This window comes from Pseudomonas sp. HOU2 (assembly GCF_040729435.1).
Classification (GTDB): Bacteria; Pseudomonadota; Gammaproteobacteria; order Pseudomonadales; family Pseudomonadaceae; genus Aquipseudomonas.
In genome coordinates, this window is sequence record NZ_CP160398.1 from 4,394,390 (window position 1) to 4,411,717 (window position 17,328).

At 60.9% G+C, this 17,328-nt stretch carries 16 protein-coding genes; 9 read left to right on the top strand and 7 right to left on the bottom strand.

What is annotated here, in order from left to right; genetic code table 11:
- Positions 1 to 18: 18 nt before the first annotated feature.
- The gene (locus ABV589_RS19785) at positions 19 to 966 is read left to right on the top strand and encodes a LysR substrate-binding domain-containing protein (RefSeq protein ID WP_007914183.1); all 948 of its coding nucleotides are present in this window, start codon (positions 19 to 21) and stop codon (positions 964 to 966) included.
- A 200-nt stretch (positions 967 to 1,166) separates the two neighbouring features.
- Positions 1,167 to 1,571: an HPF/RaiA family ribosome-associated protein gene (locus ABV589_RS19790; RefSeq protein WP_007968091.1), complete on the top strand. Its 405-nt coding sequence runs from the start codon at positions 1,167 to 1,169 to the stop codon at positions 1,569 to 1,571.
- A gap of 203 nt (positions 1,572 to 1,774) precedes the next feature.
- Here the strand turns inward: ABV589_RS19790 and fecA are convergent, their stop codons facing one another.
- The 3 genes from fecA to ABV589_RS19805 form a co-directional block, all read right to left on the bottom strand.
- On the bottom strand, positions 1,775 to 4,105 hold the full coding sequence (gene fecA, locus ABV589_RS19795; protein WP_367083174.1) for a TonB-dependent Fe(3+) dicitrate receptor FecA: 2,331 nt from the start codon (positions 4,103 to 4,105) through the stop codon (positions 1,775 to 1,777).
- 208 nt (positions 4,106 to 4,313) lie between these two features.
- Positions 4,314 to 5,246, bottom strand: a complete 933-nt coding sequence (locus ABV589_RS19800) for a DUF4880 domain-containing protein (RefSeq protein ID WP_367083175.1) — start codon at positions 5,244 to 5,246, stop codon at positions 4,314 to 4,316.
- Complete coding sequence (locus ABV589_RS19805) at positions 5,243 to 5,731, bottom strand: sigma-70 family RNA polymerase sigma factor (protein WP_367083176.1); 489 nt, start codon at positions 5,729 to 5,731, stop codon at positions 5,243 to 5,245. The genes ABV589_RS19800 and ABV589_RS19805 overlap by 4 nt, the downstream gene beginning before the upstream one ends.
- A 177-nt stretch (positions 5,732 to 5,908) precedes the next feature.
- Here ABV589_RS19805 and ABV589_RS19810 point away from each other — a divergent pair, with 177 nt between their 5' ends.
- The 6 genes from ABV589_RS19810 to ABV589_RS19835 all read left to right on the top strand — a co-directional run bounded on the left by ABV589_RS19810 (position 5,909) and on the right by ABV589_RS19835 (position 12,303).
- The gene (locus ABV589_RS19810) at positions 5,909 to 6,214 is read left to right on the top strand and encodes a DUF3649 domain-containing protein (RefSeq protein ID WP_007967542.1); all 306 of its coding nucleotides are present in this window, start codon (positions 5,909 to 5,911) and stop codon (positions 6,212 to 6,214) included.
- Positions 6,211 to 7,794, top strand: a complete 1,584-nt coding sequence (locus ABV589_RS19815) for a PepSY-associated TM helix domain-containing protein (RefSeq protein ID WP_367083177.1) — start codon at positions 6,211 to 6,213, stop codon at positions 7,792 to 7,794. The genes ABV589_RS19810 and ABV589_RS19815 overlap by 4 nt, the downstream gene beginning before the upstream one ends.
- Entirely contained in the window at positions 7,794 to 8,120 is a 327-nt protein-coding gene (locus ABV589_RS19820) for a DUF3325 domain-containing protein (RefSeq protein ID WP_367083178.1), read from the top strand. The genes ABV589_RS19815 and ABV589_RS19820 overlap by 1 nt, the downstream gene beginning before the upstream one ends.
- Position 8,121: 1 nt before the next feature.
- On the top strand, positions 8,122 to 8,688 hold the full coding sequence (locus ABV589_RS19825) for an RNA polymerase sigma factor (RefSeq protein ID WP_003221797.1): 567 nt from the start codon (positions 8,122 to 8,124) through the stop codon (positions 8,686 to 8,688).
- Positions 8,685 to 9,674, top strand: coding sequence for a FecR family protein (locus ABV589_RS19830; protein ID WP_367083180.1), 990 nt, complete (start codon positions 8,685 to 8,687; stop codon positions 9,672 to 9,674). Before ABV589_RS19825 ends, ABV589_RS19830 begins: the two co-directional genes overlap by 4 nt.
- Before the next feature lie 199 nt (positions 9,675 to 9,873).
- Positions 9,874 to 12,303, top strand: a complete 2,430-nt coding sequence (locus ABV589_RS19835) for a TonB-dependent receptor (RefSeq protein ID WP_367083182.1) — start codon at positions 9,874 to 9,876, stop codon at positions 12,301 to 12,303.
- A 139-nt stretch (positions 12,304 to 12,442) separates the two neighbouring features.
- Here ABV589_RS19835 and ABV589_RS19840 read toward each other — a convergent pair whose 3' ends face one another.
- Positions 12,443 to 13,318 carry an AraC family transcriptional regulator gene (locus tag ABV589_RS19840; RefSeq protein WP_367083183.1) on the bottom strand — a complete coding sequence of 292 codons (876 nt, stop codon included), beginning with the start codon at positions 13,316 to 13,318 and terminating at the stop codon, positions 12,443 to 12,445.
- Positions 13,319 to 13,571: 253 nt separating this feature from the next.
- Between ABV589_RS19840 and ABV589_RS19845 the strand changes: the two genes are divergently transcribed.
- On the top strand, positions 13,572 to 14,474 hold the full coding sequence (locus tag ABV589_RS19845; protein ID WP_367083185.1) for a DMT family transporter: 903 nt from the start codon (positions 13,572 to 13,574) through the stop codon (positions 14,472 to 14,474).
- Between the two features lie 19 nt (positions 14,475 to 14,493).
- Here ABV589_RS19845 and ABV589_RS19850 read toward each other — a convergent pair whose 3' ends face one another.
- From ABV589_RS19850 to ABV589_RS19860, 3 genes are all read right to left on the bottom strand, one after another.
- Positions 14,494 to 15,003, bottom strand: a complete 510-nt coding sequence (locus ABV589_RS19850) for a DUF2165 domain-containing protein (RefSeq protein WP_367083186.1) — start codon at positions 15,001 to 15,003, stop codon at positions 14,494 to 14,496.
- 148 nt (positions 15,004 to 15,151) lie between these two features.
- Positions 15,152 to 16,126 carry a D-glycerate dehydrogenase gene (locus ABV589_RS19855; RefSeq protein WP_007967524.1) on the bottom strand — a complete coding sequence of 325 codons (975 nt, stop codon included), beginning with the start codon at positions 16,124 to 16,126 and terminating at the stop codon, positions 15,152 to 15,154.
- Positions 16,127 to 16,877: 751 nt separating this feature from the next.
- Positions 16,878 to 17,252 (bottom strand): DUF6124 family protein, encoded by a 375-nt coding sequence (locus ABV589_RS19860; protein WP_367083188.1) that lies wholly within the window; start codon positions 17,250 to 17,252, stop codon positions 16,878 to 16,880.
- Positions 17,253 to 17,328 lie beyond the last annotated feature (76 nt).

Below are 17,328 nucleotides of genomic sequence, written 5' to 3' on the forward strand. Positions count from 1 at the left end.
CTTTAGCAGGACTAAACGATGAGTCGTCAATTGCATGCCCAGACCTACGTCTGGCTGCAGGTGTTTTCCTGTGCCGCGCGGCACCTGTCGTTCACCCGTTGCGCGGAAGAGCTGCACATCACCCCGGGGGCGGTCAGCCAGCAGATTCGCCAACTGGAAGAGCGTCTGGGTTTTCGCCTGTTCCACCGACGAGCGCGGGGTGTCGAGTTGAGTGCGGAAGGCCAGCGACTGGCCATCACGGTTAACGAGGCCTACGGCAGCATCGATGCTGAATTGCGTCGTCTGGATGCCGGGATGATCAGCGGGATTCTGCGGGTGCGTTCGATCCCGTCGTTCTTGAGCAAATGGCTGACCCCGCGTTTGCCGCGCCTGCAACAGCGCTATCCGGACATCCAGTTGCGCCTGGTGGCCGAGGACAGCAGCGTGCCATTGCACGAGGGCGACTTTGATCTGGCAATCGACCTGAACGACGGCAGTTATCCGGGCCTGTTATCCACAGCCTTGCTCGACGAGCAGATTTTCCCGGTGTGCGCGCCGAGTTTGCTGCGCGGACGTCCGCCGCTGCATGGGCCGGCGGATCTGGTGCATTTCCCGTTGTTGCACGACATCACCGCCTGGCGCGGCAGTTACGAATACGCGGAATGGGAGTTCTATCTGAACGCGATCGGCTTCGAAGGCGCCGACGTACGGCGTGGGCACACGTTCAACCGCAATCACCTGACCATCGAAGCCGCGATTGCCGGCATGGGCGTGGCGATTGCCCGGCGCACGTTGCTCAACGATGAGCTGGAGCGCGGGACGTTGATCGTGCCGTTCGGTCTGTCGGTGCCCAACCACAAACGCTACGTGCTGCTGTATGCGCCGGGGGCCTTGAGCCATCCAGGCGTGCGTGCGGTGCATGACTGGCTGGTGGAGGAGGCGGGGATTTTCCGTAGCTTGCACCCGTTGAACGACGGGCAATTGTGAGCAGATTTTGCAGGGTTGCGAGGCGACCCAACTCCCGACCTTACCAGTGACATGCTCGGTTGTCCGGCTTTTTTTGCGAATGAATATTTATCTTTTTTCAGGGGTTGAAATGTTCGCCGGTCGGGCCGATTGTTGTAACCAGGAGGTCAGGAAATCCAATTCAAGGCCTCTGGCGAGCTAGCTGAAATAAGGGATGAACTATGCAAATCCAAGTCAACAGCGATAACCATATTCAAAGCAGTAAACGACTGGAGGAGTGGGTACGTACAACCATTGAGAGCACGCTCGACCGTTATGAAGAAGACCTGACCCGTGTCGAAGTCCACCTGAGCGACGAGAACGGCGACAAACCAGGTCCCCATGACTTGCGCTGCCAACTGGAAGCGCGGCCAAAAGGCCATCAACCGATTTCCGTCACCCATAAAGCCGATTCGCTGGAACAGGCGATCGACGGTGCAGCCGAAAAACTGGAACACGCGCTGGAGCATCTGTTTGGCAAACTGCGCGGCAAACCCCGCGCCGCCATCGTGCCATTCAGCAAGGCGAATGACGCACTGCTGGAGGAAGAATTTCTGGAGAACGAACAGGCAGCGATCAACAGTTGATGCGCTGATTTTTCAAGCCACCCCATGAGAACGGGCCTGCGCAAGCAGGCCCGTTTTTTGTTTGTGTTGCTGAGCAGTGTGGCGAGGGAGCTTGCTCCCGCCGGGCTGCGAAGCGGCCCCAAAAATCTGCAACAAGACTGCATCCGCGGGAGTTACGGCTGCTTCGCAGCCGAGCGGGAGCAAGCTCCCTCGCCACAGTTTTCTTAGAAAGCTACAGAGGTTTGTACATACACCGTGCGCGGCTCACCCACGTACTTGCCCTTGTTGTTGTCATCGAACGAGCGGGTGAAATACTGGGTGTTGAAGATGTTCTTCACCCCCACCGCCACGTTCAGATCCGACAATTGCGGGCCGAAGTCGTAACCGGCGCGGCTGCTGAACAGCATGTAGCCGGGGATCTTGCCGGTGCTGCCGTCGGCGCTTTCCCTGGAGGTGTTGGCGTTGTCGGCGAACTGGTCGCTCTGGAAGCTGCTGTCGACGTTGAGTTTCCATGGCCCTTCGGTGTAACCGACACCAATCGTGCCTTTGTGTTTCGAGGAGAACGGCACGCGATTGCCTTTGTTCGGCCCGTCTTCGCGGATGGTCGCGTCAACATAGGCATAAGTGGCGTACACATCGAAACCGGCCAGTGCCGGGCTCAAGTCATCCAGCGCATAGTTGACGCTGGTCTCGATACCCTGATGGCGGGTCTCGCCACGGGCAATCACCGAATCGTTGGTCTGATTGCTTTCGTACTGGTTGTCGAAGTTGATCAGGAACGCACCGATCTCCGCGCGCAGGGCGCCGTTGTCATAACGGGTACCGAGTTCCCAGGTGCGGGCCTTCTCCGGTTTCACTTCGCCGCTGCTCACGCGGTTGGGCATCTGACTGTATTGCACACTGCCGAACGAACCTTCGGTGTTGGCGTACAGGTTCCAGCTGTCAGTCAGGTGGTACAGCACGTTCAATGCCGGCAGCGCGGTGTTGTAGTCGCCCTTGTATTTGACATTGGTCAGGTTGTTGGTCTGCTGCGATTCGATCATCTCGTAGCGTACGCCCGGGGTGATGGTCCACTTGCCGATGTCGATGCGATCGTCGACGAAGAACGCATTGGCTTCGGTGCCACCGCGGGTGTCGCGGTCATTGCGGCTGTCGGTGGTCGGGTATTGGTTGCTGCTGATCGGCGTGCGATAGCGCAATTCGTGGCCGGCCTCGTTGATGTAGCGGTAGCCGACGCCGACTTCGTGGCTGGTCGGGCCGAGGTCGAAGCCCTGGGCGAAACGGGTTTCGAAACCGCGCACCCAATACTCGCGTGGCGACAGTGAGAGGAACGTGCCCTGATCCAGATAGCCGCTGCGCAAGGTCTTGGTGAAGAAGGTGTTGGCGGTGAATTCGCGGCGATCCTCCTGATAGCGATAGCCGAAGTTGAACATCGTACGGCGGCCCCAGAACTGGTCTTTCGGGCGCGTCGACTGGTAAGGATCGGCATCGTAATCGGCGACGTTGAGGCCGCCGGGCATGTCGGCCTTGCCCTCGTAATACTGGGCCATGGCGTTGAAACTGTTGGCCTCGTCGAGCTGGTATTTGCCCTTGAGGATCAGGTCGTCGATCTCGCTGTCGCTGTGTTCACGCCAGTCGCCGCCACGGGTGCCGGAATACAGTAGCGCGCCGCCCAGACCATTTTCATTGGTGCCGCCGGCCAGCAGGTTGGCGCTGGTCTTGAAGCCGTCATGGCTCGACGACGGGCTGGTTTCGGTCTGGAAACCACCCTTGACCGTCGGCGCGTCGGGAATGGCACGGGTCACGAAGTTGACCACACCGCCGACGTTCTGCGGGCCGTAACGCACCGCGCCGCCGCCACGCACCACGTCCACGGCATCCATGTTGCCCATGCTGATCGGCGCGAACGACAACTGCGGCTGGCCGTACGGTGCGAAGGGTACGGGAATGCCGTCCATCAGTACGGTCGAGCGCGCCGCCAGTCGTGGATTGAGGCCACGGATACCAAAGTTCAGCGCCATGTCGTGGCTACCGGTGCCGTTGTTTTCCGGAGCATTGACCCCGGGGATGCGGTTGAGTACGTCGCGTGCCTGAGTCGCGCCCTGACGTTCGAAGTCTTCGCGGCGGATCACATCGCGGGCACCCGGGTGTTCGAACACGTTGACCTGCGCCGCGTCACCGAGCCAGTCGCCGACGACTTTCGAGGTGTCCAGCTCTAGCGCCGTGTCGCCGACCGGTTGCAGGCTGAACGCATTGTTGCCTTCGGCGCGAGCTTGCAGGCCGGTGCCTTCGAGCAGCGCATCGAGACCTTGTGCGGCGCTGTAGCTGCCTTCCAGGCCACGGCTTTGCACGCCGCTGGTGACTTGCGAACCGAAGGAAATCAGCACGCCGGCTTCACGACCAAACTGGTTGAGGGCGTTTTCCAGTGACGCCGGGGCGATGTGGTAAACCTTGGTTTCGGCGGCCATGGTTGGCAGAGCGCTGAGGCTCAGGCTGGCGCCCAGTACGAGGTTGCGCAGGCTGCGGGCCAGTGGCGTGAGGCGGGTGGGGTGCATGAAGGTTGATCCTGAGAAGGTTGAATCAAGGGGGCTTTCCTTCTCTGTCACGCCAGATCTGAAAAACGGCTCACGGTTTACGAATATTTTTTTGAATGACTGATTTTGTGGCGAGGGAGCTTGCTCCCGTTGGGGCGCGAAGCGGCCCCCGTATTGAGGGCCTGCTGCGCAGGCCAGCGGGAGCAAGCTCCCTCGCCACAGTTTTGTTTTAAACCCGGGCCTCGACACTCACCCAATAACGGGTAAACCGCCGCACTTTCACCGGCAGACTGATTTGCAGCAGATCAAGAATCCGCTCGCTGTCGTCCAGTGGATAAGTCCCGGAGATCAGCAGGTCGGCCACCTTCGCATCACAATGCAACTGCCCCCGACGATAACGGGCGAGTTCATCGAGGAAGTCGCCCAGACGCATGTGCGCGGCAACCAGCATGCCCTCGGCCCAGGCGCCGCTGTTGGCATCCAAGGGTCTGGATTCGCTGATCGCTGTCGAGCTGAAGCTCAGCTGACGGGCGACGGACAATGACATTGGTGCGCGGCCATGGGCGATGAGTTCGGCCTGACCTTCAAACAACGCCACCTGCGTGCGATCGGCAAATTGCCGGACGTTGAGTCGGGCAGCGTTTGTTTTCAATACACCTTGGGCCGTGCGCACTTCGAACGCGTGTACGGTGCTGAGCAGAATCTCGCCTTCCAGCAAACGGATCAGCCGTTGTCCGACATCCACATCTGCCGCGCTCGCGGTATTGAGCTGCAACTGGCTGCCCGCGCCCAGCGCAACCTTGCGTCGCTCCCCCAGCGGACTGCGGTAATCGGCGAGCAGCGTCGGCAGCGGATTGTGCTCGCGCATGCCCCAGGTGACGGCAGAACCGGCACCGAGAAGCAGCAGCAATTTGAGCGCCTGACGGCGACTGGAAGACTTCGGCCCGTTCAACGCGGAGTGGGCCAATGGCGACGCCACGCCGCGCAAGCGCTGGTTGACCCGCTGCATGTGCTCCCACGCGCGACGATGTTCGCTGTGGGCGTCCAGCCATTGTTGCCAGGCCTGTTGCTGGCGTGGGGAGAGCGTGCCTTGCTGCATTTCCAACAGCCAGTGCACGGCCTGTTCGGCCACTTGCGCAGAGAAATCCGGAGCGCGATTCATAGGGCGAAGTAGCAGCGCAGGGCGGCTTTTTGCAGATGACGTTTGACCGTGGCCACCGAGATGCCCAGTTCGACGGCGATTTGCGGATAAGTCAGGCCATCGACCTGCGCCAGCAAAAAGGCGCGCTTGACCAGACGTGGCAAGCCATCGAGCAACTGATCCAGTTCGATCAGGGTCTGCAGGATGATCGCTTTGTCTTCTTCCGATGGCGCAACCATTTCCGGCATCTGCGCCAGGGTATCGAGGTAGGCGCGTTCCAGGTCCTGGCGGCGGTAATGATTGAACAGCACGCGTTTGGCGAGGGTGGTCAGGAACGCGCGCGGTTCGATGATCGTCACGGGTTCGCGGGCGCTGAGCACGCGGATGAACGTGTCTTGCGCCAGATCCGCCGCGCTGTCCGGGCAGCCGAGCCTGCGCCGCAACCAGCCGGTGAGCCAGCTGTGGTGGTCGTGGTAGAGCGATTCGACGGGATGGGCGGACGACAAGGGTATTACTCCGGGCGCATGATCGATGCGTTAGAGAACAAGAACTGTTCGCATTGTAGGGGCGGGCGAGGGTGTCCGGCAATCAGATGCTTTTGCGTATGAGAATATTTATCATTAATATTGCTCGTCTGTTGGTTCGGCTTGTCGGCCGGACGTTTTTCGTTTCAGGGTCGAAACATGAAAGGCAAACTCGCCTCACTTCCCATGTCCTATCGTCTGGCCGTCACCTCGCGGGTGCTGGCGGCGGTGTTCGGCGGCTATCTGGTCGCGGCGCTGGCCAGTGTCGCGCTGACGATGTGGCTGCCGTTGAGCCGCGCCGAGGCGGTGGTGACCGGCATGACCATTTCCTTTCTGGTCTATCTCGTTGCGGTGCTGTGGTGCTTCGCTTGCCGCACGGCGTGGTCGGCGTGGGTCGGTTTGCTGGTGCCCAGCGTAATTCTGGCGACGGTGTCCGGCGCCGCACGGGGCTTGGGCTACGCATGAAAGAGGGCTTTCGTCAGTCGATGGCCTGGCTGCACACCTGGACGGGGCTGGTGTTCGGCTGGCTGCTGTTTGCGATTTTCCTCACCGGGACGCTGGCCTATTTCAAGGATGAGATCAGCCACTGGATGCAGCCGGAAATTCCCGCGCGGCCCATCAATGCCGAAGCCAGCCTGACCCTGGCGCAAAGTTACCTGCAACAACACGCCACCGGTGCCTCGCGCTGGCTGATCGACTTGCCCGACGCCCGCGATCCCGGTCTGACGGTGCGCTGGCAGCAGGCGCCGAATACACCGGGCGAGCGCGGCAAGTTCGAATCCAGAACACTCGACGCGCAGACCGGCAGCGAAGTCCAGGCCCGCGAAAGCCTGGGCGGCGAGTTCTTCTACCGCTTCCATTTTCAGCTGCAAATGCCCTATCCGTGGGGCCGTTGGCTGGCGACGATGGCGGCGATGGTGATGTTCGTCGGGCTGATCACCGGCATCATCACCCACAAGAAAATCTTCAAGGACTTCTTCACCTTTCGCCCGCGCAAAGGCCAGCGTTCATGGCTCGACGGGCATAACGCGGTCGGCGTGCTGGTGTTGCCGTTTCACTTGATGATCACCTACAGCAGCCTGGTGATTTTCATGGCGATGGTTATGCCGGCGAGCATTCTGGCGTCCTATAACGGCGACGTGCGCGCCTTTTACGACGAAGTTTTCCCGGCATCGAGGACCCCTGAGCCAGCCAACCGGGTGGCGCCGCTGAGCCCGATGGCACCACTGCTGGCCAAGGCCAGCGAGCAGTGGGCGGGAGGCAGCACCACGCGGCTGACGGTGAACAACCCGGGGGACGCGAATGCCTCGGTGGTGCTGTCGCGCCGTGGCGACCGCGTCGTCCACGATTTCGGGCGCGCGGTGACGTTCAATGGCGTCACCGGCGAGCGCCTGGGCAACACCCCGGAGCAGCCAGTGGCGATGGCGGTCGGCGGCACGTTCTACGGTTTACACATGGGCCACTTTGCCGGGGCGACATTGCGCTGGCTGTATTTCATCTGCGGTCTGGTGAGTACCGCGATGATCGGCACCGGGCTGGTGATCTGGCTTGGCAAGCGTCAGCTCAAACACGCCAAGAGCGGCGTGATGCCGTTCGAATTGCGTCTGGTGGAAGTGCTGAACATCGCCAGCATGGCCGGGCTGGTGGTAGCGGTGGCGGTGTTCTTTTTGGCCAATCGCCTGTTGCCGGCAGATCTGGCCGGGCGCGCCGATCAGGAAGTAAATGCGTTTTTTATTGCCTGGGCGTTGAGCGTGGTGCATGCGTTGCTGCGCAAAGGACGCAAGGCCTGGGTCGAACAGCTCGCGCTGGCTGCCGTGCTGTTTGTCGCGGTGCAGCTGATCAATCTGACCACGCCATGGAATCTCGGCGTAACGCTGGTGCAAGGTGACTGGACGCTGGCGGGTTTTGATCTGACGTGCCTGGGCGCAGGCCTGTTCCTCGGCTGGGCCGCATGGAAAATGCAGCGTGCCGGCAGCGCCGTCAGCGTGAAAAAAACACCCCGGGAAAAGCCGCGACCGATCGCGCTCGAGCAGGAGGCCAGCTGATGTTGCTGGCATTGTTGCTGTGCTACGCCGGGTTCAGCGCGTTGTGTCTGTCGATGCCTCGGCACCACGATGAGCTGCTTGGCAACAAACCCTCGGCCCGACGCGCACGGATTCTGAAACTCGCCGGTTGGCTGTTGCTCGGGCTGTCGCTTTGGGCGGCAGTCGGGGCAAACGGCTGGAGTTTCGGTCTGGTCGACTGGTTCGCGGTACTCATGCTCAGCGCCTTGGCGTTGGTGCTGTTGCTGCCGTATCGCCCACGTCTTGCCCTCGCGCTGGCCGGGTTGAGCCTGCTGGCCAGCCCGGTCGCCGCCTGGGCGCAGTGCTGACATGCTGATCGGTCATCCCCCGGAATCCCGCGACGACGAACCACATGGGGCGCGTGCGCATTTTCTTCAGGTGTTCCTGTCGCAGCGCTCGCAGATGGAAGCGCTGGTGAACCGGCGTGTCGGTTGCCGGGCCACGGCGGCGGATCTGGTGCAGGATCTGTTTCTGCGTTTCTGGCGGCGGCCGCTGGTGCAAGTCGAAGAACTCAGCACCTACCTTTTGCGCTGCGCCGGCAACATCGCCATCGATCATTTGCGCAGCGAAGGCACGCGCGTGCGGGTCAACGAGGGCTGGCAACCGGACGCGCCGGACAGCCACGGCAGCGAGCCGCAAGCCGCGCTCGAAGCGGGCAATGATCTGCGCCATGTCGAAGCGGCATTGCGCGCCTTGCCCGAGCGCACCCGGCAGATCTTTTTGCTCAATCGCATCCACGGCCGCAAGTACGCGGACATCGCCAAAGCCATGGGCCTGTCCCAAAGCGCCGTGGAAAAACATATGATGCGCGCCCTCGAGGCCTGCAAGGCCAGCCTGCGCGAGCCCGCGCCACGCCTGCCAGGGAAAGCACCGTGAATCACACCGACCGCGTCACCCCGACGCCCGCTCAGGAACAGGCCGCGCTCGCCTGGCTGAGCCTGTTGCACGACCACCCGAGCACCGGCGATCAACTGACCTTCAGCCAATGGCTGCGCGCTGACCCGGCCCATGCCGAGGCTTATGCCCAGGCGCAAGTGCTCTGGGAGTTGAGCGAAAGCCCGGCGCGTACCTTGGCCGCTGAAGACGCATTGGCGTTGCAGGGTTACCTGAATGCGATGGATCGTCCGCGTCGCCCGGCACTTGTGCGCTGGTCGGGCGCGTTGGCGATGGCCGCGTGCCTGTTGCTGATGGTCAGCCTCGGCACGGGCTGGCAACCGCAGCGCTGGATCGATGATCTGGGTGCCGATTACGTTTCGGCACCGGGCGAGATCCGCACCGTAACACTGGCCGATCAATCACAAGTCACGCTGGACGCCGACAGCGCTATCGCGGTGGATTTCAGCCATGGCGAGCGGCGGGTGCAGTTGCGACGCGGCGCCGGGTTTTTCAGTGTGACGCACACCGGCGAGCCGTTCGTGGTCGAAGCCGAGAAAGGCCAGGCGCGAGTGCTCGGCACGCAATTCGAAGTACGCCTGCAACCCCATGGCGCGCAGGTCACGGTGCTGTCGGGGCGCGTTGGCGTGACGGCGAATCGCAACGCGCAACAGCAGATTCTGACCGCCGGCCAGCAAGTGGCTTACGGGCAGGGCAGTGCAGAAAAACTGCACGCGGTGGACAGCGAAGCGCAACTGGCCTGGCGTCAGGGCTGGCTGAATTACTACAAGGCGTCGCTGGCCGATGTGGTGGAGGACTTGCGGCGCTATTATCCGGGGCGGATTGTTGTGCTCAATGATGAATTGGCGGCACGCAAGGTCAGCGGCAGTTTTCCGAGCAAGGATCCGCAGGCGGTGTTGAGTTCGTTGCAGGGTGTGCTGGGGTTTGAGCAGCATCAGGTGTTGGGGCATCTGATTATTCTGCGCTGAATCAACGTCAAAAGATCGCAGCCTGCGGCAGCTCCTACAGGGGATCGCGTATACCTGTAGGAGCTGCCGCAGGCTGCGATCTTTTGCTTCTGAAAAATATTTTCAAATGAGTGGTGAGGTAAACCACAGCCCCATCCGTGTAGTGACTGAAACTGCGAGTCATTCGCATCCGTTGCGGTTCTACACAGGTCATTGAGCAATGAAGTCCAGGGCAAAATCGGGTTCGGTCAAACAGTGGTTGGGCGTTTCGGCATTGAGTTTTTCGGCATTGGCGCTATTGCCGATGAGCGTGGTTCTCGCCGCTGAAACCGTCAGCAGCCCGACGCAGAAGCAGTTCATTTTTTCCCTGAGCGCCAAACCGCTGCCGCAAGCCCTGAGCGATTTCAGCCGCGTCACCGGGCAGAGCGTGGTCTACACCGATGAGGCGCCGTACGGCATTAACGCCCCGGCCGTCAGCGGCCAGATGAGTGCCGAACAAGCGCTGCAACACCTGCTCAGCGGCTCCGGCATGACCTTCCGCCGCACCGACAGCCATACCCTGGCGCTGGAACCGCAGCCCACCGAAGGGGCGCTGAATCTCGGCGCAACCACCATCACCTCGATGCGCGACGACTCGATGAGCTACCAGCCGCCGCAAACCAGTTCGGTGATGCGCTCTTCGGCTTCGCTGCAGGAAATTCCGCAGACCGTCAACGTGATCCCGGCCCAGGTGATCCGCGATCAGACCCCGCGCAATCTCGACGATGCGCTGGCCAACGTCAGCGGCATCACTCAGGGCAACACCTTGGGCAGCACCCAGGATTCGGTGATGACCCGCGGTTTCGGCGACAACCGCAATGGCTCGATCATGCGCGACGGCATGCCGATCGTGCAGGGCCGCGGGATGAACGAAACCGTTGATCGCGTCGAAGTGCTCAAGGGCCCGGCCTCGTTGCTTTACGGAATCCAGGACCCGGGCGGGGTGGTCAACCTGGTCAGCAAGAAACCCGAACTGACCCAATACAACGCCCTGACCCTGCGTGGCTCCACCTACGGCGACGGCAAGAACGGCAGCGGCGGCAGCTTCGACAGCACCGGCGCGCTGGGCGATTCCGGCCTGGCGTATCGCATGGTGCTGGATCACGAAGACGAAGATTACTGGCGCAATTTCGGCACTCACCGCGAGACGCTGATCGCGCCATCGCTGGCCTGGTACGGCGAACGCACCAAGCTGTTGTTCTCCTACGAACACCGTGAGTTTCTCACGCCGTTCGACCGTGGCACGCTGATCGATCCGCGCACCAACCACCCGCTGGACATCTCGCGCAACGAGCGTCTGGACGAGCCGTTCAACGACATGGAAGGCCGCTCGGACCTGTACCATTTCGAGGCCGACCACGAACTCAATGACGACTGGAAAGCTCACTTCGGCTACAGCTGGAACCGCGAGACCTACGACGCCAGCCAGGTGCGCGTGACCGCTATCGACACCAAGAAAGGCACGCTGACCCGCAGCATGGACGGCACGCAAGGCGCGATCAGCACTGACCGTTTCACCACCGCCAGCCTCGAAGGCAAGGTCAATGTGCTGGGCATGCAGCATGACCTGGTGTTCGGCGTCGACGACGAGTACCGCAAGATCTACCGCGCCGACCTGATCCGCCAGAAAAGCCTGAGCACCTTCAGCTACGTCAATCCGGTGTATGGCCGTGAAGTCGAAGGCACCACCGTCAGCGCGGCGGACAGCGCGCAGACCGATCTGCTGCGCAGCGATTCGGTGTTTCTGCAGGACTCGATCCATCTCAATGATCAGTGGATTCTGGTCGCCGGCGGACGCTTCCAGGAGTACGACCAGTACGCCGGCAAAGGCGTGCCGTTCAAGGCCAACACCGACAGCGACGGGCAGAAGTTCGTACCGCGTGCGGGCCTGGTGTATCGCTACACCGACGAGTTGTCGTTCTACGGCAGCTACACCGAATCGTTCAAACCCAACTCGACCATTGCCCCGCTCAGCGGCAGCAGCACCGTGCTCGACGGCAGCATCGCGCCGGAAGAAGCCAAGTCGTGGGAGCTGGGGGCGCGGCTGGATATTCCAGGGCGCATCACCGGCAACATTGCGCTGTTCGACATCAAGAAACGCAACGTGCTGGTGGCCAACGCCGAAGGCCCGACCACGATCTACAGCGCCGCCGGCGAAGTGCGTTCCCGGGGTCTTGAACTGGACCTGACCGGTCAACTGACCGACCGCTGGAGCCTGATCGGCGCCTATGCCTACACCGATGCCGAGGTCACCGAAGACCCGGACTACAAAGGCAATCGCCTGCAAAACGTGGCGAAGAACAGCGGCTCATTGTCGGCGGTGTATGACTTCGGCAGCGTGATCGGTGGTGATCAACTGCGGGTCGGTGCCGGGGCGCGGTATGTCGGCGAACGCGCGGGCAATGCGGTGAATGATTTCGACCTGCCGAGCTACACCGTGGCCGATGCGTTTGCCACTTACGACACCAGACTCGAAGGGCAGAAGGTCAAGTTCCAGCTCAACGTGAAGAACCTGTTCGACCGCACCTACTACACCTCGGCGGCGAGCCGGTTCTTTGTGTCGATGGGCGATTCGCGGCAGATTTCGCTCTCCAGTACGCTGGAGTTCTGATCGGGGACCGCGTCATCGTTCATCGCTGGCAAGCCAGCTCCCACAGGTTCACGGTCGAGCAAAAATGTTTTGAACGGAGACATTGTGGGAGCTGGCTTGCCAGCGATAAGGCCCTGACAGACAGCGAAAACATTCGCCTCTAGCGCAAAAACGCCTGCCGATATTCCCCCGGCGTCCCACCCAATACCTGCCGAAACCGGTTGGTGAAATGGCTGGCACTGGCAAACCCGCACGCCAGTGCAATCTCCCCCAGCGGCAACGCCGTGCCGCGCAACAATTCCCGCGCCCGGCTCAAGCGCCGTGCCAGCACGTACTGATGCGGCGGCAAACCGAAGCTCACGCGAAACATCCGCGCAAAGTGGTATTCCGACAGCGCACACAATCCGGCCAGTTGCCCGAGGCTGATCGGCTCGGCCAACTGATTGTCGATGAACTCGACCAGTTGCCGCCGCTGATGGGGCGCCAGTCCGCCCTTGAGGCGCAAACCCTGCCGGGCGCCGACCTGGCTGAGCAGGGTATGGCTGATCAATTCATGGGCGATGCTGCTGGTCAGCAAGCGTTCGGCAGGTTCGTCCCAATTCAGCGTCAGTAACTGCCGAAAGCGTCCGGCCTGCTGTGGATCTTCCAGAAAGGTCTGCTCACGCAGTTGCATCTCTCGCGGCTCGCGATCGAGCAAGGTGACGCACCCCAACGCAAACTGCTCGGCACTGAAATACAGATGAGCGAGGCGGATATCGCCGTTGATCACCCAACCGGATTCATGATCCGCCGGCAGGATGCACAGCTTGTCCGGCCCACCCTTGCGCCCCGGTTGACCGCGACGAAACGTCCCGGTGCCACCGGCGATGTAGCAGGACAGGGTGTGGTGGCTCGGCGCTGCGTATTCCTGGGCGTCGTGGTGGTTGGTCCACAGGGCCGCAGACAAGCCGTCACCGAGCTCGGCGCTGTGCACAAGGCGTGCGTTCGGCGAGCGGTTGAGGGCTTGAAAGACTTGCAGGGTATCGATAGCGGCCATGTGCGGTTCTCTCCAACGCCTTGCATCCTACTCCGTAGCCGGCGCGCTGCCAGCCTGTCGAGCGACAAAAGCGCAAGAATCTGCAAGCGCCCCGCTCCTGCCTGCTGCACCCTGAATTTCCATTCAACACAACCCTGTGGCGAGGGAGCTTGCTCCCGCCGGGCTGCGCAGCAGCCCATCAGTGAGTGCTGTGCACTCAAGCGCGAGCAAGCTCGCTCGCCACAGAGTGTCCGGTGTCCTCAGGAGTCTCGTCATGAACCTTTCGCTGTATCTGCTGACCGTGCTGATCTGGGGCACCACCTGGATTGCCCTGAAATGGCAATTGGGCGTGGTCGCGATACCGGTGTCGATCGTCTATCGCTTCGGTCTCGCCGCGCTGGTGCTGTTTGCGCTGTTGCTGCTCAGTCGGCGGCTGCAACCGATGAACCGGCGGGGGCATCTGATCTGCGTGGCGCAGGGCTTGTGTCTGTTCTGCGTCAACTTCATGTGCTTTCTGACCGCCAGCCAGTGGATTCCCAGCGGACTGGTGGCGGTGGTGTTTTCCACAGCCACTTTGTGGAACGCGCTCAATGCCCGGGTGTTCTTCGGTCAGCGCATCGCCCGTAACGTGCTGATGGGCGGGGCGCTCGGTTTGTTCGGTCTGGGAATGCTGTTCTGGCCGGAACTGGCCGGCCATCACGCCAGCCCCGAAACGTTGCTGGGTCTTGGCTTGGCGCTGTGCGGCACTCTGTGTTTCTCGGCGGGCAATATGCTCTCGAGCCTGCAGCAGAAGGCCGGTCTGAAACCCTTGACCACCAACGCCTGGGGCATGGCCTATGGCGCGGCGATGTTGTCGGTGTGGTGCCTGGTCAAAGGCATTCCATTCGATATGGACTGGTCGCCGCGTTATGTCGGGGCGCTGCTGTATCTGGTGATCCCGGGTTCGGTGATCGGGTTTACCGCGTACCTGACGCTGGTCGGGCGCATGGGGCCGGAGCGCGCCGCTTACTGCACGGTGCTGTTCCCGGTGGTGGCGCTGAACGTGTCAGCGTTTGCTGAAGGTTATCAGTGGACGGCACCGGCGTTGCTCGGGCTGGTGTTGGTGATGCTGGGTAATGTCTTGGTGTTTCGTAAGCCGAAAACGCTGGTGGCGCCGGTGCAGGGGAAGTTGGTATGAAACAAACGATCACTGAACATCAGCGCTCGACTTTCAAGGTGATGTAAATCATCACCGGCAACATGAAGTCTACGATATGCCGGGCCCAGTCTTTGGCATTCCATGATTGTGAAGTGTCCATGTCAAACCATTCCACACCCACGGTTTGCAGGCACACGTAATAAATGAATATTGCCGCCAGTATTCCCATGATCGAGAACTTTTTTGCCTCGTGGAATACCTCTGCAGGCGCGTTGATGTGCCGATAGAGTTGATAGGTGCCTATCAGGCACAACGTCGTATACGTTACTTCCAGCGTGATGATGAACCAATAGATCCGGTGATGAATCATTGGCGAGTCAATGGCTCGGTATTTTATGGACTCACTGGCGGCGGTAGTGTCCATGCTCAGGATATGAGCCACGTACGTGTAGTTCGAATCATAGTCGGTAAAGTTATGAATCATTACCAATACACCAAAGAAGCTGATGTAAGTCATCAATATAACTTTGCTGTAGCGAATAATTTTGTCGGTTGTCAGATTGTTCACGGTATTAGCTCTCCATAGCAGTGGTCGATACTTCGATTGCCAGGCAGAGCTTATAATGCTGTTGTTTAATTGGCTTTGTTGTTCAATTTCAAGTTATGTAGTGCGGCAACTAACGGGTAAGTGCGGTTCTGCACTTGCCCGTTATTTTTTATCCGCGCCAGACTTGCGGATTGACCAGGTCCTGCGGGCGTTCGCCGAGCAGCGCGCTGCGCAGATTGGCCAGTGCACGATTGGCCATGGCTTCGCGCGTTTCATTCGTGGCGGAGCCGATATGCGGCAATGTCACAGCATTTTTCAACTGGAACAGCGGCGACTCGGCCAGTGGTTCTTTTTCGTAGACGTCCAGTCCGGCGCCACGGATGCGATTGTTTTGCAGGGCTTCGATCAGGGCCGGCTCGTCGACCACCGGGCCACGGGAGATGTTGACCAGAATCGCACCTGGCTTCATCAGCGCCAGTTCGCGGTGGCTGATGAGGTGTCGGGTCTTGTCGCTGAGCGGCACCACCAGGCAAACGAAGTCGGCTTCGGCCAGCAGTTGGTCGAGGCTGCGAAATTGCGCGCCGAGTTGTTGTTCCAGTTCCGGCTTGCGGCTGTTGCCGCTGTAGAGGATCGGCATGTTGAAACCGAAATGGCCCCGGCGGGCGACGGCGGCGCCGATGTTGCCCATGCCGACGATGCCCAGGGTCTTGCCGTGGACGTCACAACCGAACAGCGGCGCGCCGACGCTGGCTTGCCATTGGCCGGCCTTGGTCCAGGCGTCGAGTTCGGCGACGCGGCGGGCGCTGCTCATGATCAGGGCGAAGGCGAGGTCGGCGGTGCTTTCAGTGAGCACGTCCGGGGTGTTGGTGAGCATGATCCCGCGTTCATTGAAGTAGTCGAGGTCGTAGTTGTCGTAGCCGACGGAGACGCTGGAGACCACTTCGAGTTTTTCGGCGGTTTCGAGTTGGGCTTTGCCGAGTTTGCGGCCGACGCCGATCAGGCCGTGGGCGTGGGGGAGGGCTTCGTTGAATTGGGCGTTGATGTCGCCGTTCTTTGGGTTGGGGACGATGACATCGAACTCTTGCTGCAGGCGCTCGATCATGGGCGGGGTGATGCGGCTGAAGGCCAGGACTGTTTTTTTCATCGCTATGGGCTCGGCTTCGGGGCTTTATTGCCAAGCAAGCTAACATTTCTGTTTTGGGTTGTCTTGGCGGCCTCTGGGCCGACCATGTTTTGGGTTGATGGGGGGCATATCCGTTGCTTCGGGTGTTGCGGCTGACGGTTTCGCTCTTACAGCGAGTCACTTTTCCAGACGCCGAAAAGTAACCAAAAGGCTTGGCCCCGGCGTACGGCCCTCGCTTAGGCTCGGGTTCCTTCGCTGCGGGATTCATCCGGGGGCATCGCCTCCGGTTTGCTTCGCTGCACCTCCTCTCGATGTATGCGGCTTCGCCGCATGGCGCTGCGCGCCTACCCCCGGATAAACCCCTCCACTCAGCCTGCCGATGGGGCCGGCACGGCAAGATCAAAAGCTTTCGGCGAGCTGACACTCGGCCATTTGAGTGGTGAAGAGCATGCGGTCTGTCTGGACTGCTTTGCTTTTCTGTAGGAGTGAGCCTGCTCGCGATGGCGGCCTGACAGCCGACCTGGATCTAACTGAATTCACTCAATCCCTGTGGGAGCTGGCTTGCCAGCGATGGCGGCCTGACAGCCGAGCAGACTTCAACTGAATGCATCCAGTCACTGTGGAAGCTGGCTTGCCAGCGATAGCGGCCTACGAGCCGACCAGTCTCCAACTGAACACAGTCATTCCAACTGTGGGAGCGAGCCTGCTCGCGAAAGCGGTGTGTCAGGCACCAAAAATATTGAATGGGCTGACGCTTTCGCGAGCAGGGGGATTAGTTGTGTGTTGAAGACTGCGAGATTTCGTGGTTATCCAGCACCCGATTCACCGCCAGCTCGGCCAGCATGATGATTTGCTGGATCGCCAGTATCGTCTGTCGCTGCGGGCTTTCGACATAGGCCGCAATGTCGCTGGTCATGATGCTTGCCGAGGCCAGTGATTCGCAGGCGTGGACCAGCAGGCTTTCGTTGTCCATGTCGGGGGCGACCTGGAACATGCTGCTGGGTTTGTGGAATCTCACCGCGGCGGCGGAAGGTTTCAGGTAGTGGTCGAGGGCGCGTTCGGCGGCGTCGTGGAGTTTTTTTGAATCGAGGGATTCGTAGGGGGAGGTGCTTTCCGCTTGGGGCGGATTGGGTGTGGGTTTGATCATGGTGGAACTCCATTCGGGATGTGGAGTTCGCCACGTACTGCGACCAAGCAATAGGGGTGGCGAACCGTACGCAGGT

What these genes read in the sequence shown, in the direction of transcription:
- ABV589_RS19785 (WP_007914183.1), top strand. Translation starts at nt 19, where the DNA reads ATGAGTCGTCAATTGCATGCCCAGACCTACGTCTGGCTGCAGGTGTTT.
- ABV589_RS19790 (WP_007968091.1), top strand. Translation starts at nt 1,167, where the DNA reads ATGCAAATCCAAGTCAACAGCGATAACCATATTCAAAGCAGTAAACGA.
- fecA (WP_367083174.1), bottom strand. Translation starts at nt 4,105, where the DNA reads ATGCACCCCACCCGCCTCACGCCACTGGCCCGCAGCCTGCGCAACCTC.
- ABV589_RS19800 (WP_367083175.1), bottom strand. Translation starts at nt 5,246, where the DNA reads ATGAATCGCGCTCCGGATTTCTCTGCGCAAGTGGCCGAACAGGCCGTG.
- ABV589_RS19810 (WP_007967542.1), top strand. Translation starts at nt 5,909, where the DNA reads ATGAAAGGCAAACTCGCCTCACTTCCCATGTCCTATCGTCTGGCCGTC.
- ABV589_RS19815 (WP_367083177.1), top strand. Translation starts at nt 6,211, where the DNA reads ATGAAAGAGGGCTTTCGTCAGTCGATGGCCTGGCTGCACACCTGGACG.
- ABV589_RS19820 (WP_367083178.1), top strand. Translation starts at nt 7,794, where the DNA reads ATGTTGCTGGCATTGTTGCTGTGCTACGCCGGGTTCAGCGCGTTGTGT.
- ABV589_RS19825 (WP_003221797.1), top strand. Translation starts at nt 8,122, where the DNA reads ATGCTGATCGGTCATCCCCCGGAATCCCGCGACGACGAACCACATGGG.
- ABV589_RS19835 (WP_367083182.1), top strand. Translation starts at nt 9,874, where the DNA reads ATGAAGTCCAGGGCAAAATCGGGTTCGGTCAAACAGTGGTTGGGCGTT.
- ABV589_RS19840 (WP_367083183.1), bottom strand. Translation starts at nt 13,318, where the DNA reads ATGGCCGCTATCGATACCCTGCAAGTCTTTCAAGCCCTCAACCGCTCG.
- ABV589_RS19845 (WP_367083185.1), top strand. Translation starts at nt 13,572, where the DNA reads ATGAACCTTTCGCTGTATCTGCTGACCGTGCTGATCTGGGGCACCACC.
- ABV589_RS19855 (WP_007967524.1), bottom strand. Translation starts at nt 16,126, where the DNA reads ATGAAAAAAACAGTCCTGGCCTTCAGCCGCATCACCCCGCCCATGATC.
- ABV589_RS19860 (WP_367083188.1), bottom strand. Translation starts at nt 17,252, where the DNA reads ATGATCAAACCCACACCCAATCCGCCCCAAGCGGAAAGCACCTCCCCC.